This is a genomic window from Pantoea sp. EEL5, from assembly GCF_049892805.1.
Classification (GTDB): domain Bacteria; phylum Pseudomonadota; class Gammaproteobacteria; order Enterobacterales; family Enterobacteriaceae; genus Pantoea; species Pantoea ananatis.
This window is the reverse complement of the sequence record NZ_JBNDNJ010000005.1, coordinates 188,789-205,305: the sequence shown is the minus strand read 5'-3', so window position 1 is coordinate 205,305 and position 16,517 is coordinate 188,789. Positions and strand designations below refer to the sequence as shown.

The window sequence follows — 16,517 nt, the reverse complement described above, 5'->3', positions numbered from 1 at the left end:
GGCAGGTTTCCCTGCCTTCGGTTAAATACAGACTTCCTGGGCTATTGCGGCGCTCTGGCTGAGGGAAGCCAGTGAGATAACACGATGCGCGCTTTTCTCCAGTAAGGCGAGATCGTGGCTGACCAGCAAAATGGCGCAGCGTTGCTGTGTTGCCAGTTCGCTAATCAACGCCAGCGTCTGCTGCTGAACGACAGGATCCAGGCGCGACGTCGGCTCATCCGCAAATAAAAACACAGGGTCCAGTAACATCACCCTGAGCAGTGAAAAGCGCTGAAGCTCGCCGCCTGACAAACCCGAAGCCGGACGGTTCAGCAACGCGTGCGCTAATCCCAGTTGTGCCATCAGTTCATCACGTCGCTTCACCGTGGCGTGGTGCAGCCGCAGCACATCATCGATAACCCTGACCATCGCGATGTCAGGTGGAAATATGGCTGAGGGATCCTGATAAAGTTTTTGATAACGTAACCTACTGGCAGCCCCTGGACGCACGACCTTGCCCGCATCGGGCATTATCAAACCGCATAGCGTATCCCCCAGGCTACTTTTACCGCAGCCGCTTTCGCCGTAAAGCCCCACGATTTCGCCGGCCCGGAAGATTAGCGAAGCATTGTGAAACAGTTGCTTCCCTGACCGTTTCAGAGAAAGGCCCTCTGTCTGTAACACGATGGTTTCATCACAGGGTACTCGCGAGCCTGGCGCCCAGGCCTCAGGATCGGCCGCCAACAGCAGTTGGGTGTAAGGCGCTTGTGGACGGTATAACACCTGCCCGGCGCTGCCCTGCTCAACGACTTTGCCTTTATGCATCACCATGACCTCACCACCTAACTGTCGGGCCAGTGCAATGTCGTGCGTGATCGTCAGCAAGGTTTCACCCTGAGACACCGCCGTATTTAACAGGTTACCCATTTCATCCCGCCGCGCGACGTCCAGCCCTTTAGTCGGCTCGTCTGCAATCAGCAGCGTCGCGCCCCCCGCGCGAGCAGCCGCGAAGCAAACCCGCTGGGCCATTCCCCCTGAAAGCTGCCAGGGAAAACGCGCAGAGGCGTGCGCAAGCCCCAGATGATTGAGTGCGTGTGCCGCGGCCTGTTGTGCATCCCTCCGGGCTAAACCCCGCACGTACCGGTAACCTTCCATGACCTGAGCGCTGACACGCATTGTTGGATCGAGCGCCAGCCCGGGTTCCTGGGGCAAAGACGCGATGCGATGCCCCCACAGAGCGCGAAGACGGGCCAGATCGGTTTGGAGATCATAACGTTGTCCGTCAATCTCAACCGTGCCTGTGGCACGGAGTCCTTCTGGTAACGCCCCCATGATGGCCTGGGCGAACAGACTTTTTCCCGATCCGGTTTCGCCCACCAGCGTCATGGGTTTGCCCGGCTGAATGACCATGCTCACGGGCTCGACGATGCAATCTTCGGCGTAAACGGCGACCTGTTTAATTACTATGCCCGTCATATCCGATCCTTATTCACTAATAAATTCATGCCAGTCAGTAACAAAAAAAGCACCAGCACGGGCTGGAGTAGAAGCCAGGGCGCTTCCCAGGCATAGGGAAAAAGTTCTGTCATCATCAGCCCCAATTCTGGTGTCGGTGGGCGAACCCCCACGCTGATGAATCCCAATGCGGACACCGCCATAACGGCACTGCTAAACGCATAGACCGTTAACGTCAGCAACAAGGGCGCCATGGCTGGCCATAAGTGTCTGCGAAACAGATAGCGTATCGAGAAACCGAGCAGTGAAGAGGACTGGACGGCGGGAGACGTAACAACGGGTCGCAGGGTGGCTCGCGTCACGCGAAAAAACTCGACCCACAGCACCAGTGAAATCCCCAGCCACAACATTTCTGGCGAATCAGGTGAGATAGCCGCTAACAACAGCACCAGCAGCAGACCGGGAAGCGCAAGGCACATATCCGCTAATGCGTTGCACACCTTGTCCACCCAACCGCCGCGCCAGGCACTCATGATCCCCGCCAGCGTGCCCATTATCAGTGCCGTGATAACGCATATCGCTGCCAGGCCCAGTGATAACCTTAGTGCCGCACTCAACCGGGCCAGCATTGAGCGGCCAAGATGGTCATAGCCCAACCAGGCCTGCCCAGAGGGAAGCTGTAACATCTGCAACAGGTCCTGCTGCACAGGATCCCCAGCCCCGAATAGCGGCACCAGCCAGGCAAACGCGAGCAACGCCAGAATAATTGCCAGACCTGTTTTTTGACGAAAGGTCATATGCGTTTCCCCCTTGGATCCAACACATAGCACAAACCATCTACCAGCATGTTCAGGGTGACAAACGTCAACCCCAGTACCATTGCGCTGGCCTGTATCACGGGCACGTCCCGGGCAAAAATCGCATGGACCAGCGCATGGCCAATGCCTGGCCAGGCAAACAGCGTTTCCACCACCACCACGCCTTCCACCAGCCAGACGAACTGCATGCCGAGCCAGGTCACGACCGGAACGCTGAGATTACGCAGGGCGTGACGCCAGAAAAGACGCGGTTGAGAGAGACCCTTTTGTGCCCCCCAGCGATACCAGCTGGCCGTTACAGCCTGGAATGTCGCCTCACGTACGACCCGAGCGCCCACGGCACTTAGCGGCAGCGCCAGCGTCACTGACGGCAGGATGAAATGTCGCCAGTTTCCCTGCCCGGCACTGGGCAGCCAGTCCAGACGCAGCGCAAACAAAACGATAAGCAGCAGGCCAAGAGCAAAATGCGGAACCGATTTGAGAATGGCGGCAGCGCCGTTAATGGCCCGGTCCAGGAAACGGCCGGGATGACAGCCTGCCCAAATCCCGAGTGGAATAATCAGCAGCAGGGTCAGTAACAGAGAAAAGCCGGCAAGGGCGAACGTTTGTTTCAATTGCCAGACCAGTTCGCCACTGACAGGCTCACCCGATACCAGTGAACGGCCAAAGTTGAAGCGCAGCAGATCCCACATCCACTGCCCCAGCGCACTTCCCTGGGCGGTCATATCCGCCAGTTGCTGTTTTACCTGGGCTACCGCTGCCAGATCGACCCGATCATAACCATAACGTCCCGATGCGATACGCCAGGCCATATCACCCGGTAATGCCTGTACCAGAACAAACGTTAAGATCCCGACCGCGAGAATGACGAACGCGGCCTGGCAAAGGCGCCAGCTGAGTTGTTTAAGCATCATTTCACCCATTGCATATCACGCAGGCCAAAATGGCGTTCAAACGGATCCAGCGTGACCGAGGTGAGGCTGGCATTAACTGCCGCTGACTGCTGATACCAGGCGATGGGAATAACCGGCAAATCGCGCTGGAAAGCCGTAGTAATGACCTCTCTGGCCTTTTGTCGCACCGCAGGATCATGACTCTGCGATAGCGTACCGAGCGCCTCGTTAAAGGCCTTGTCGTGCCAGTTCATTGCTCCCCAGTCACCGCCTTGAGGGCCATAATCCTGAAGCAGCGTACCGGTGGGATCGGGCGTTAAAGCAAAATTACGGGCGAACAGCGCCATCTGCAGGCTCCCGTCGTGATGACGAGCGGGGATTTCACTGGAGTTAGTTGAATTAATGACGACATCGATTCCGATCTGACGCAGCTGCTGTTGGATCACCATCGCGATGAGCGGCAATTCAGGACGGTCCGGATAGGTCAGCAGCGTGAGCGTAAAACGCTGTCCATTACGGATCAGTATCCCATCCTGACCGGCTTGCCAGCCTGACTGCGTAAGCAATGCTGTTGCACGCTGTGGTGAGTAATCCAGCGTGGGCAATGCCGGATTGTGCCACTCGGCCATCGAAGGCGGGAACATCTGTGTCGCCGCCCCCGGATAGCGCAAAACCGCATTAGCAAGCGCACTCCGGTTAATCGCCAGGCTTAACGCCTCGCGCGTGGTGTGGTCGCTGAGAAAGGGATGTGCCAGATTCAGTTTGAGCATCACCGTTCGTGGAACGGAAACGGTAAGCAGCTGCAGAGATCTTTTATGTGACAGGCGCTGCCGACTGGCGGCATCAAGGTTAAAAACATAATCGGCGTCTCCGCTTTCAGCCAGCAGTGCGCGTGTTTCAGCGCGTCCCGCGGATAAAAATTCAGCGCCAGCGATGGCCGGTTTTTTCCCCCAGTAACCCTCAAATCTCTTTACGCTCAGCGCCTGAGGCGGCTGAAAACTCACCAGCTGAAACGGACCGCTGCCAATGATCCGCGTGACAGCGTTCGTGTTATCCCATGATGCCAGCGCCAGAATTTGTGAACGACTTTCTGCCAGCACCGCCAGTAGCGGTGTAAAAGGTTCACTGAGTGTGATGGTGACCTGTCGATCTTCACCCACGATCGACGTTATCGGTGCCTTATCCAGCAAGCCCGGCTTACCGCGGGCGATATTAAGTGATTTCACCACGCTTTCAGCAGTAACAGGGGAACCGTCGTGAAAATGGGCGCCTGGACGCAGTGTAAAGCGCCATTGCAGACCATCCGGAGAAGCCTGCCAGCTCTCAGCCAGCGCTGGAACAGGGGCTCCTTTAGCATCCGTCTCCACCAGCGTTTCCACCACATCCATGCGGAGTAAAATATCACCCGAAAGAGCGGGATCGGCACCCTTAATTTCAAATGGGGCGGCAATACGGACCGGTTTTGTTTCGGCAGCACCGGCACTCAAGGAGGCAAATAACAGGCACGCAAGCGTGCTGTGAAGGAGGTGCTTAAGTTGTTTCATAATATGTCTTTTAACCACATAATGTTACCCAGAAATATTATGTTATAACATATCAACCCAAAGCAAAACCCATCTGAACATGTCGAGTCGAAAACGGGATAGTCACTCAGCAGTTTCACGATCCTGTGTTTTGCTATTCCTGACAAACAGTGTTGAAAATCACCGCCATTTTGTTATGTTATAACATATTAAATGACACTGATTTTAAGGATCTCTCATGGCGCTTCATTCCTTACCGGACTCACCCGATCCCCGCTTGCCTGTTTCTGTACTGTCAGGATTTCTCGGCGCAGGTAAAACGACACTGCTAAATCACATTCTTAATAATCGCGAGGGTCGACGCATTGCAGTGATTGTTAACGATATGTCTGAAGTCAACATTGATGCGGCGTTGGTGCGTAATGGCGGAGCTGAACTCTCCCGTACCGATGAAAAGCTGGTGGAAATGAGCAATGGCTGCATATGCTGCACCCTTCGTGAAGACCTGTTACTGGAGGTCAAACGGCTGGCGCAGGAAGGCCGCTTTGATCATCTTGTCATAGAATCGACCGGCATCTCTGAGCCGCTTCCGGTTGCAGAAACCTTCACCTTCGCCGATGAGGACGGGGAGAGTTTATCCACTATTGCGCGGTTAGATACCATGGTCACCGTCGTAGATGGGTATAACTTTCTTCAGGATTACCGTTCGGTCGACTCGCTTCAGGCACGAGGAGAATCTCTTGGGGCAGAAGATGAACGATCTGTCGTCGATCTTCTGGTCGATCAAATCGAATTCTGTGATGTGCTGGTGGTTAATAAGACTGACCTCATCACGGAGGATGAGCAACGGACGCTTAAAGCGATGTTACATTCGCTGAATCCACGAGCGCGTATCATCACCAGCCACTTTGGTAACGTTCCCCTTGATCAGGTACTGGATACCGGTCTGTTTGACTTTGATCAGGCTGCACAGGCACCGGGTTGGCTGAAAGAGCTGCGCGGCGAGCATCAGCCTGAAACAGAAGAGTATGGTATTCGCAGTTTTGTTTACCGTGCCAGGCGTCCTTTTCATCCAGAACGTTTCTGGCATGCTGTTAACCACCAGCTTGATGGCGTCATTCGCTCGAAAGGCTATTTCTGGCTGGCCAGCCGTCCGGAATATGCGGCGATGTGGTCACAGGCCGGTGCGGTCGCACAGCATGGTTATGCCGGGAGCTGGTGGGCCAGCATTCCGCGGGACAAATGGCCCAGAGACAGCGAGTCTCTGAATTTTATTGCTGAGAACTGGCTGGATGGGATTGGTGATGCCCGACAGGAACTGGTTTTTATCGGCATTGAAATGGATGAAGATCAGGTGCGCAGCGCGCTTGACGCTGCGCTGTTAACGCCGCTGGAAATGGCTCAGGGCCCCGAATACTGGGTAACGCTTCCGGATCCCATGCCGGGCTGGTTTGGAGATGCTGATTCCTGATCGTTATATCCTGAGTCCACCCTCTGACTCGCAATAGAAAACCCGTTTCTCTGTTTTGTATGAAGGCTAAAAGTGATAAGAAACAGGCGCATTGTCATGCGCCTGTTTTATTGTTGTCGTCGCCAGAAGCCAGAACGTGGATTACCGACGGTTTTTCCAAATCGTCTGCACATTACAGAACTCATGCACACCAAAATGTGACAGTTCGCGGCCATAGCCACTCTTTTTCACACCACCAATGGTGACGCGCGGATCTGAAGCGCCATTGCCATTAATAAACACAGCGCCCACTTCCAGCTCTTCGCTCATCCGGGCAGCCATATGCTCATCGCCTGTCCAGACGGTCGCGCTCAGCCCAAAGTCGCTGTTATTGGCGATTTCCAGAGCGTGCTCCGCATCCCGGGCCACGGCAATCGCCGCTACCGGACCAAACAGCTCTTGCCGGAAGGCGGTCATTTCGCTGGTGACGTCTGAAAGGATGGTGGGGGCGTAATAGTTGCCCTGCCCTGCTATTTTCTCACCGCCTAACACCAACCGGGCACCCTCACGCAGGCTGGCTTGTACCTGCTGATCCAGCTCATCACGCAGATCGGCGCGGGCCATTGGGCCGATATAGGTGTCCTCATTCAAAGGATCGCCGATTTTAAGCGCTTTGACAGCCTCTACAAAACGGGCCTCAAATGCCTCTGCGACGGATGCCTCAATGATGAACCGTTTAGCCGCCATACAGACCTGTCCGGTATTCTGATAACGGCCTGTCACCGCAGATTTCACCGCTTCGTCGAGGTCTGCATCAGCCAGCACGATGAAAGGATCTGATCCGCCCAGTTCCAGCACGGTCTTTTTCAACGCTGCGCCCGCCTGTGCTGCGATCGCTGCACCAGCCCGAACACTGCCTGTTACTGCGACTGCAGCAATACGATCATCTTTGATAGCGGTTGAGACACCTTCGTTATCAACGTTAATCAGATTAAAACCGCCCTTTGGCAGGTCGGTTGCATCAAATAACTCAGCCATCAGCGTTGCGCTTCCCATGACGTTGGGCGCGTGTTTAAGCAGATAGGTGTTACCCGCCAGCAGCATGCCTACGGCGCCGCGCAGAACCTGCCAGAAGGGGAAATTCCACGGCATGACGGCCAGTATCACGCCTATAGGGCGAAAGGACTGCCACGCATCAGGTACTTGTGATGGCTTGTCTTCCAGCATCGCAGGTCCAAATTCTGCATACCAGTCACACAGATTGGCGCATTTCAGGATCTCCGCTCTCGCCTGCGCCACGGGTTTACCCATCTCGAGGGTAATCATGCGTGTCAGTTCAGGCTCGCGTTCACGAAGCTGATGACCGAGCTGGCGAAGCACCGTTACGCGTGATGCCATGCTGCTTTTTCGCCATTTTTTAAACGCAGCCGCGCTGGTGCTTAATGCCTGTTCCAGTTCAGATGCGTTCTGCATGGGATAGCTGGCGAGAATGTCGCCCGTGGTTGGATTACGTGACACGGCAAAGTCAGTCATGGTTTCGATCCTTTTCAATAAGTGATGTTGTCACCATACGCCGGGATAATGCTGATGAAAAATGAATAATGCTGAGCAAGTTGTTTATAAAAAATGAAGTGCTCGCTTTGTCACGCCAGGTTTCGCTCAGGCGAACACCACGAGCAGCGCGTTACTATTTTGGCAGAACGGATCCGGACAGACGGCTGAATAACGTGAATGCCATATGTGTTTCAGGCAAGTTATCCACTTATACAGTGAATAGTTCCTATATAACGATCATAAAGAGATCCCTTATAGATCCAAAGAGATCCCCGATCGTCGCAGGCCGCACCACACAAGGGCTGAGAGGGGGTTTGCATTCACTGTAATCAGTAAAGTATTCACTGTAATCAGTACTTTATTCACTATACACAGTAGAATGTTCACTATAATCAGTGCTAATGTTCACTGTAATCAGAAAACGATCCTTTTCATCCACAGAATGAAGATCTTATCCAATGGCAGATAAAGATAGTGAAAACAAAGCGTTACTAGAGCCTTTTCTGTCTGTGACCAAAAACAGTGGTGAAGTTATTCAGCTTCATCCCAACAAAAATAATACCGTTCAGCCCGTGGCCTTAATGCGTCTGGGACTCTTTGTTCCCACGCTTAAATCCACAGCGCGGGGCATTTCTGGTGCTATGGCTTCAACCGACGCCACCAAAGAGCTTAAAAACCTCTCTCTGGTTAAAGCGGAAGGCTATGAAAAGATTACCATCACCGGTGCCAGACTGGATATGGATAATGACTTTAAGACCTGGGCCGGCATTATTCAGTCTTTTTCCCGTTACCCTACACAGGGTGATACGGTAACCCTGCCTTTTATTGATTTCGTGAAGATGTGCGGTATTCCCTCCGCCAACTCCTCTGCCGCATTGCGTAAGCGACTCGACGCTTCGTTACGCCGTATTGCGACGAACACTCTCTCTTTTGAAGGTAACGGTAAGGCCTATCATACGCATCTGGTACAGTCAGCTTATTACGATCGTGAAAAAGACATTGTTCGCATACAGGCTGATCCCAAGCTCTTTGAGCTGTATAACTTCGACCATAAGGTTTTACTGCAGCTGAGGGCTATCTCCCGCCTTAAGCGTAAAGAATCGGCTCAGGCGCTTTATACGTTCCTGGAGAGCCTGCCGACCAACCCTGCGCCCATTTCTCTTGCCCGCTTACGTATGCGGCTCAATCTTGGCTCAAAGATTACCACGCAGAATCACGTGGTACGGCGCGCGATGGAACAGCTTAAAGAGATTGGCTACCTTGATTACTCTGAAGTCAAACGAGGCCGCTCCGTATTTTTCATCATTCACAGCAGAACACCGAAACTCGATGGTATCAGTAACCTGGAAGGAATCGATACGCTCGATGAGATCGATTTTGAAGACTGAGCCCAACGTTCACTGTAATCAGTACTCCTCGCGTTGCAGTGTCACTTTTGCCAAAAAGTGACACGTATGCCTATCATTTTCGTCTGAATTCTTCAGGCAGTTGGCTGGCCATTCACTGTAATCAGTCGTGTTCACTGTAATCAGTAAAAGTGGACTGGTTCACATATCTACTTTCGCGGTCCATTTTTTTAAGTGCAAACTTATCAATAATTTATAAGTTAGCTTGCACTTACTAACATTTTTTAGAACACCTCTCTCCATGCGTTTAAACCGCTTTTACTGATTACAGTGAATGTCGGCTCGAAAGCGAACCTCCGCGTCGTCATACTGTTTATAGTGAATTTACTGAGCTTTGTTATTTACAGAATACAGTGAATGTTAGAGTTAACCCATTGTTTAATAGTGTCTTTTTTTACCTCTGTTTTGCTGGCTATTTGCCCTGCCTTTCCTGTTACAATTGGGTGCTTTTCCGCTAAAAAAAAGTGACAGGGTTAAGCCAGTGCTGATTACAGTGAATGATGTGTGCCGTTTGGGATGAAGCTTCAGCATTTGTCACGAAGTCAGCTGACTACAGTGAACACTTAGCTCATTACAGTGAATGTTGAGATACTGGCAGGTTAAATGAAAATCACGTTTGCTGATTATAGTGAACATCCCATCTGACGCGGCCAGGTTCCGTTTGCAGCCAACCGAATTCCTTTCCTTCTTTTACTGATTACAGTGAATGTTTTACTGACTACAGTGAATCCCCTCTCACCCGTAAGCCCGCCCATGATGAGACGTGGCCTGATTCTGGTCACTGACCCGCGGGTCAGGACTTACGAAGTATACTGATTACAGTGAATGCTCTGACCATGCTGGGGCTGGTGGAAGTAGATTGAGTTGTTTAGCATTCAACCCCGTATGAGGTGTTTGGCTGGATGTGTATTTACTGATTACAGTGAATGTTTGAAACTCAGTCCCATAGCCGTTCTGCGTTTAAGTTAGAGTCTGGCTGTGGGAAAGGCCAGCCTGATGACTCCTCGTAAAGGGGCCATCAAAATGAAAGCGGAAGGTTACTGACTACAGTGAATGCCTAAAGTTACCCATAACTTTTACTGATTACAGTGAATATACTGAGCGCTGCACTTGCTGATTATAGTGAATCCTCTGTCGGCGCCCTGTGAAATGACTCCCCTTTTCTTTCGTTGAAAAACGGGATATGACACCCTGCCAGTTGCCAGTTGCCAGTTGCCAGTTGCCAGTTGCCAGTTGCCAGTTGCCAGTTGCCAGTTGCCAGTTGCCAGTTGCCAGTGCGTTCAACTCATTACCCTTTTGTCTACCGGCTTCACAGCAGGGCCACACATCGGCCAGAACTCATGATGCACCCATCCCTCGTTACTGATTACAGTGAATCTTTTGCTGACTATAGTGAATCTTTCAGTTTAGCGATTTTACCGCTGCCAACCGGCATGAATCTGTGCTCCAGACATGCGCTGAAATCAGCATATTGGCCTGGCCCTCCTGCTTACGGTTAACACGTATTGGAACTGAATTGATCTCCATCAGGTCTGCAAAAATTCGAATGCATTCATTCACTGATTACAGTGAACGTTCGACACTGTTATTGATGCCTTTTCTTACCAGCTTTTACAGGAGATAGAATTTGTCAGCCTTATCGTGTGCTGGATCAAGCGTCAAGGTTAAGGCTGTGAAGATGAATGGGCGGTATTTCATGTGCGCGAGCTCGAGATGTGTCCCGCTCATCACAGTGAATTGTGCGAACAAAGTCACAGAAATCAGGAGTCCTACATTTAACACAGTATTGCGTTGATATGATAACTTGTTGCCTTGTGTGCAGGATTTAGGTATAAATTCATAAATCCTACATATTTGGAGTAAGTATGGCTAACGATGATAGTCAGGTCATGAAAGTTGCTCAGCGTTCCGAACGCATGTTATTGAGCCTTACTGAACAAATTCAGGCACAAAAGCTTGAGTTGCAGGAAAACAGCTACTACCAAATTTATGCCAAGGCGGCTCTGGCTAAACTGCCAAAACTGACCCGCGCCAGCGTTGATTATGCCGTAAACGAAATGGAAGAGAGTGGTTATCAGTTCGATAAGCGCGCTGCCGGTAGCTCGGTGAAGTACGCCATGTCCATTCAGAACATTATTGATATCTATCATCATCGCGGCGTGCCGAAATATCGCGATCGTCACACTGAAGCCTTTACTTTATTTGTGGGGAATCTTAAAGGCGGCGTTTCCAAGACGGTTTCTACTGTTTCTCTGGCTCACGCTCTTCGGGCTCACCCTCACCTTTTATATGAAGACCTGCGCATCCTTGTGATTGATCTCGACCCACAGTCTTCTGCCACGATGTTTTTGAATCACGAGCGTTCTGTCGGGCTCGTGGAGGCGACTGCCGCTCAGGCGATGCTACAAAACGTCACACGAGATGAGCTGGTAAGTGAATTTATCGTTTCATCCATTATTCCCGGTGTGGACGTATTACCTGCATCAATAGATGACGCATTTATTGCATCAAGTTGGGATCAGCTGTGTGCCACTCATTTGCCAGGGCAAAACATTCATTCGGTGTTATACGATAATGTCGTGTCTAAGCTTAAAAAAGATTACGACTTCATCTTCATCGACAGTGGCCCACATCTGGATGCATTTTTAAAGAATGCGATCGCCGCATCCGACCTCCTGATGACTCCAGTCCCACCGGCACAGGTTGATTTCCACTCTACCCTCAAATACCTGACTCGTTTACCAGAGCTGATTGGCATTATTGAAGAGTCGGGAGCCTTATGCCGTCTCCAGGGCAATATCGGGTTTATGTCAAAGCTCTCTAACAAAGCAGACCATAAACTTTGCCACAGCCTTGCTAAAGAAATTTTCGGCGGCGACATGCTGGACGCAACCCTGCCCCGTCTGGATGGTTTTGAGCGTTGCGGTGAGTCGTTTGACACGGTTATATCGGCTAACCCGTCAACCTATGTAGGTAGCAGTGAGGCGTTAAAAAACGCCCGTTCTGCCGCCGAAGACTTCGCTAAAGCGGTTTTTGACCGCATTGAATTTATCCGCCTGAACTGAGGTTTTTATGAGTGCGAAAAGAATAACGATCGGCAGAACCTTCAGCCAGACACCGTTAAACACAGAAAAACTCTCTGATAACCCTTCGCAGACGTTTGTTCTTGCCACAGGAAAACGTGCCGTATTCCGTTTTGAACACATTCCTGCGAATGAGATAGAAAGCAAAACCTTTGTGACCATGGAAACGAATGGTCGCGATCAGTCTGGTCTTACGCCTGACTCACTGCGGGATATTATCCGCACGATTAAGCTTCAGCAGTTCTTCCCTGCCATTGGTGTGATGCAAGGCGAACGTATAGAGATACTGGACGGCTCACGACGTCGCGCGGCAGCACTTTATTGTAAAACCGGTCTGGATATTCTTGTGACCGATGCGGTCATCACTCCGGATGAGGCACGCAGGCTTGCGCAGGATATTCAGACGGCTCGTGAGCATAATTTGCGTGAAGTCGGGATGCGATTACTGGCGCTCAAAGACGGCGGCTTATCCCAAAAAGAGATTGCTGAAAACCAGGGCCTTTCGCAAGCCAAGGTCACCCGTGCTTTACAAGCTGCCAGCGTTCCCGCTGATTTGATCTCTCTTTTTCCTAATCAGTCAGAGCTGACTTATCCTGATTATAAAGCTTTGCTTCAGGCTGCGGATAAACTGAGTGAGACCGGGCAAACCGTCGAGGCATTGATAAACGCTATCTCGGCTGAAATCGATGTTGTCAGGGCTCGTGATGGTTTGGCTGAGGACGAGTTAAAAAACACAATTCTGAGATTGATTCGTCAGGGCAGCCAGACGCTCGTTAAAGAACCTGAGAAAGATAAAACCACAGCGGTGGCTCTCTGGTCCTTTGCTGATAAGGATCGATTTGCGCGCAAAAAAACGCGAGGAAGAATGTTTAGCTATGAGTTTAACCGCCAGTCCAAAGAACTCCAGGACGAACTAGATAAGGTCATTGCTGAGACATTAAAGAAGTATATGACCCGATGAAACATATCAAACCAGGCAAAATGATTGTCTGGTTTTTTATTTCCTCATATTTCCTTTATCCCTTTAATATTCGATATCGCTATAGCGAATTTCAGGCTGAAATCGCCAAATAAATAGCCTGAAATTTATCTCTAAGATACTGTTTTTTGAATTTTTTAATTTACTTTCCCAAAATGAAATTCGCTATATTTCCCGCCTGCCGCCTGCCGCCTGCCGCCTGCCGCCTGCCGCCTGCCGCCTTAATGTGGTTGTCTGCCTCGGTGCTAAAAGATTTTTGATTCGACTGATCTGCTCCCCGTTGCTGGCCACAACATGATGTTATAGCAACGCAAGGACATCCCAATGAAGACAGTTTTCGTACGAACAGATCATCAGTATCACTTGCATAGCCGAGGCTGGCATTTCCTCCCGTAAGCATATTATTTCTGACGCAAACTTTTGCGCCTGGCGTAAGACATTTAATGGCTTGGCAATCCCTGAAGTAAAACGTCTGCAGAAGAGAGAGCCCGTCTCAGGAAGTGACTTGCAGAAGTGATGCCTGAGTGAAGATGCATTACAGGTGGTTGAGCCGATAATACTGACGACAGATCGCAAGCGGGAAGCAGTTGCAGTGAGGTGTGAAGTGATGAGTCTGTCACGACCTCGTGCGTGCACGTATGCTGATTTGTTCCTGTCGACTTGCTGCCATGAGAAGCAGCCTCCGGTGGCTGATGCGCATTTTTTAGGGCGTACTATTGCGCTGCCATCCGAGCGACGGCGTTTCTGTTAGCGCCGTATAGCGGGAAACTACGGCAACGAGAAGGCCTGCATGTTAATCACAAGTACTTGTGATGCCTTTACCATCTCAGCGGCCCGGGTGTTAATTGCAGGCGAGGTCGTAGAGTACGGGTTACAGAACGCCTTCCTCTGCTCCGTCTTGCTGCTCCTGGTCTGTCGTGGTCACCGTATTTCGTCATGGACGCACAGGCATCCTGACGCAGAATAAAGTGTTATATCTGCGTTGATGATTTTACCAATGAATACCTGTCAGTTTCTCTTACCTCAGGTATATCTGGCATGCAGGTCACACGTATTCTGGACAGTATTGTGCTATTTCATGGCTATCCGGTAACGTTAAGACCAGACCAGACCAGACCAGACCAGACCAGACCAGAGCAGACCAGACCAGAGCAGAGCAGACCAGAGCAGAGCAGAGCAGACCAGAGCAGACCAGAGCAGACCAGAGCAGACCAGACCAGACTCTGCACCAGCGTTTACCTGGCGGGCACTGAACCAGTGGACCTCTGCGCATGGCGTTAAGCTTCGGCTTATTCAGCCGGGCGATCAAATACCTATGGGGTTATCGAAAGCTTAAATGGTAGTTTTTTAAAGGCGTGTCAGATTAAGCTCGGGTTAAGCGAAAGTGTTCACCCAAAAAAAACATTAACGACTGGCGGAAGGACTATAAGCGTTTCAGCCTCATTCCTGAGTGATTTATCTGACGTCAGCGAGGTTAGCAGTGGGCTGGCAAAATGCTAACAGAGAAGGTAACCCAATCGACATGGCTAACGGTCTATTGTGCTCAATGCTGTGGGGGCAAATCACGTCGATGATTTTTATTGGATGCAGTCTGCGCGATATTTACACAAACAGAGACGGATACAGCAATTTTTCGACGGCATCTCAATTAGCGGTGTTGCTGTGATTGCAATAAGAGATTTAGCAGTGTGTGGATTATCGGTGTCAGGGCGAAAGAGACGCTTTTTTCAACCCTATCTTCATGAAAAATATTGTTTTTATGATGGCGATTTCAGCCTGAAATTCAGTCAGCGATAAAAAGTAATCCCTCGGTTTCTGAGAGAAGTCAATGCGTCAGGGTTTTGCTTTGTTATTTTTTTGAAGACGAACGTCCCGGTCAAACTCTGGTTAAATTGATATACAGAAAATATCCCTTAGTTATCCACAGAAAAAGTGGATAAGTTGAGAAAGCCTTAATGACAGAGACATGCGCCAATCTTTCGCCTTACTGATAGGCGTTTCAGGAGTAAGTAAGTTAAGCACATGGAGTTGGTTTCATGCCCCGATGCTAAAAAACATGTCGCAGTTTGCATCGTGACTCTGGCCTTTCGCTTAAGCGGAACAGATTCACGCCTGGCAATCGGCCTCACGTTGATAACATAACGATTTAGTGAAAACGAGCGCTGACGCGACGACAGAATGCACAGCGACAAGCTGAAATCGGTGCAGTCATCATCCAAAACCCGTTTCAGCCCAGGTATTATTCGAATCAGTAAGAGACAAGGCTGGAGAGCGAAAGCGTTCTGTTAGGCGCTAATGAAAGTAAAAGCCTGATGCTGTACAGCATTTTATCAAATTCGCATCAGTGCCTGCAGGAGGAGAAAAACGCTATTCCTTACAGAACAGTGATGCCCGGGCGAAAGCTAACGGCTTATGGCGTTGGCATGATGTTTTTACTAAATACTATAAGCTGCATTCAGGCCAACCCGACGTTCACTGTAATCTGTAAACGTAGGTCATAGGCTTGATTATCGACTGTGTGTGGCACTGTCACATTTCCATCCATGATGAACAACTGATTACAGTGAATCGGCAACGAGATCCTTTTGAGATTAACTGTTCTGGTCTTCACTCATAACATGCTCATGTTGGCTGAGTTTAGTTTATTTCATCCTGCTGAGGCTACATCCCGCTTCAATCACGGGAATGACTTTCGATACTGATTACAGCGAATCACAACCACTGTAATCAGCAACCGCAAATGACCTGTTTGGCGATTTCAGGCTGAAATTCATACTTATCAATGGGTTTGCTGCATGAAATTGTTGAAAGCAGTCATTATGAAAACAGGCAAGCCTCGCTGGCGAGTGGCCGTTTAGACAGGGTTTTTTGATCGCATCATCCAGGCTTTACATAGGTATCTGGGTTGCAGTGTACAGTGAACGGTTAAGATGCGTTGCTCACCCGGGTTAAAAGTATTCTTCACATGATGGCGGGTTGGGGACAACTGTCTTTAACAGGCTTAAAATCGCTTTAAAGCAGATAAATGACGACTCGCCACGAAGGGAAATCCACGTGGCGGTATTAACGTGTTTTAGCCAAATCGAAGGAAAAATACGTCGCTGTCTTCTCAGGACGTCAACGATTTCAGGGGCGAAAATTTGCGACCGTGCCTGATTATTTAACATAATATAAAGGTTTGCCTGTGTTTTTGACGTTCAAAAAAATCATTCATCCTCTGGCTGGTTTTTATTTCCTCTTTCACTGATTACAGTGAATGCCACTTAAACGTTCACTGTAATCAGTAACACCTAAATATTGGCGATTTCAGGCTGAAATTTATCTTATGCACCTAATGGCAATTTGCGGCACGTATATCAGCCTTGTGTAAATGGGAG

General features: G+C 50.2%; 9 protein-coding genes and 1 pseudogene. 5 read left to right on the top strand and 5 right to left on the bottom strand.

Annotated features, from left to right (window positions below):
- Positions 1-21 precede the first annotated feature (21 nt).
- The 4 genes from ACPXSQ_RS18280 to ACPXSQ_RS18265 are packed head-to-tail and all read right to left on the bottom strand — an operon-like array spanning position 22 to position 4,689.
- Entirely contained in the window at positions 22-1,455 is a 1,434-nt protein-coding gene (locus ACPXSQ_RS18280) for an ABC transporter ATP-binding protein (RefSeq protein ID WP_426144209.1), read from the bottom strand.
- Positions 1,452-2,231, bottom strand: a complete 780-nt coding sequence (locus ACPXSQ_RS18275) for an ABC transporter permease (protein ID WP_022622827.1) — start codon at positions 2,229-2,231, stop codon at positions 1,452-1,454. Before ACPXSQ_RS18275 ends, ACPXSQ_RS18280 begins: the two co-directional genes overlap by 4 nt.
- Positions 2,228-3,163 (bottom strand): ABC transporter permease, encoded by a 936-nt coding sequence (locus tag ACPXSQ_RS18270; protein WP_014598212.1) that lies wholly within the window; start codon positions 3,161-3,163, stop codon positions 2,228-2,230. The genes ACPXSQ_RS18275 and ACPXSQ_RS18270 overlap by 4 nt, the downstream gene beginning before the upstream one ends.
- Entirely contained in the window at positions 3,163-4,689 is a 1,527-nt protein-coding gene (locus ACPXSQ_RS18265; protein WP_426144208.1) for an ABC transporter substrate-binding protein, read from the bottom strand. Before ACPXSQ_RS18265 ends, ACPXSQ_RS18270 begins: the two co-directional genes overlap by 1 nt.
- A 217-nt stretch (positions 4,690-4,906) precedes the next feature.
- Between ACPXSQ_RS18265 and zigA the strand changes: the two genes are divergently transcribed.
- Positions 4,907-6,139 carry a zinc metallochaperone GTPase ZigA gene (gene zigA, locus ACPXSQ_RS18260; RefSeq protein WP_013028017.1) on the top strand — a complete coding sequence of 411 codons (1,233 nt, stop codon included), beginning with the start codon at positions 4,907-4,909 and terminating at the stop codon, positions 6,137-6,139.
- 141 nt (positions 6,140-6,280) lie between these two features.
- Here the strand turns inward: zigA and ACPXSQ_RS18255 are convergent, their stop codons facing one another.
- The gene (locus ACPXSQ_RS18255) at positions 6,281-7,651 is read right to left on the bottom strand and encodes an aldehyde dehydrogenase family protein (protein ID WP_426144207.1); all 1,371 of its coding nucleotides are present in this window, start codon (positions 7,649-7,651) and stop codon (positions 6,281-6,283) included.
- Between the two features lie 479 nt (positions 7,652-8,130).
- Between ACPXSQ_RS18255 and ACPXSQ_RS18250 the strand changes: the two genes are divergently transcribed.
- The 4 genes and pseudogenes from ACPXSQ_RS18250 to ACPXSQ_RS18235 all read left to right on the top strand — a co-directional run.
- A complete protein-coding gene (locus tag ACPXSQ_RS18250) occupies positions 8,131-9,060 on the top strand; it encodes a RepB family plasmid replication initiator protein (RefSeq protein ID WP_014604568.1) in 930 nt (309 codons plus the stop codon).
- Between the two features lie 1,883 nt (positions 9,061-10,943).
- Complete coding sequence (locus ACPXSQ_RS18245) at positions 10,944-12,143, top strand: AAA family ATPase (protein WP_105083232.1); 1,200 nt, start codon at positions 10,944-10,946, stop codon at positions 12,141-12,143.
- A 7-nt stretch (positions 12,144-12,150) separates the two neighbouring features.
- Positions 12,151-13,122 carry a ParB family protein gene (locus ACPXSQ_RS18240; protein ID WP_013028021.1) on the top strand — a complete coding sequence of 324 codons (972 nt, stop codon included), beginning with the start codon at positions 12,151-12,153 and terminating at the stop codon, positions 13,120-13,122.
- Between the two features lie 367 nt (positions 13,123-13,489).
- Positions 13,490-14,257, top strand: a pseudogene (locus ACPXSQ_RS18235) (IS3 family transposase); the annotation flags it as partial.
- Positions 14,258-16,517: the final 2,260 nt, after the last annotated feature.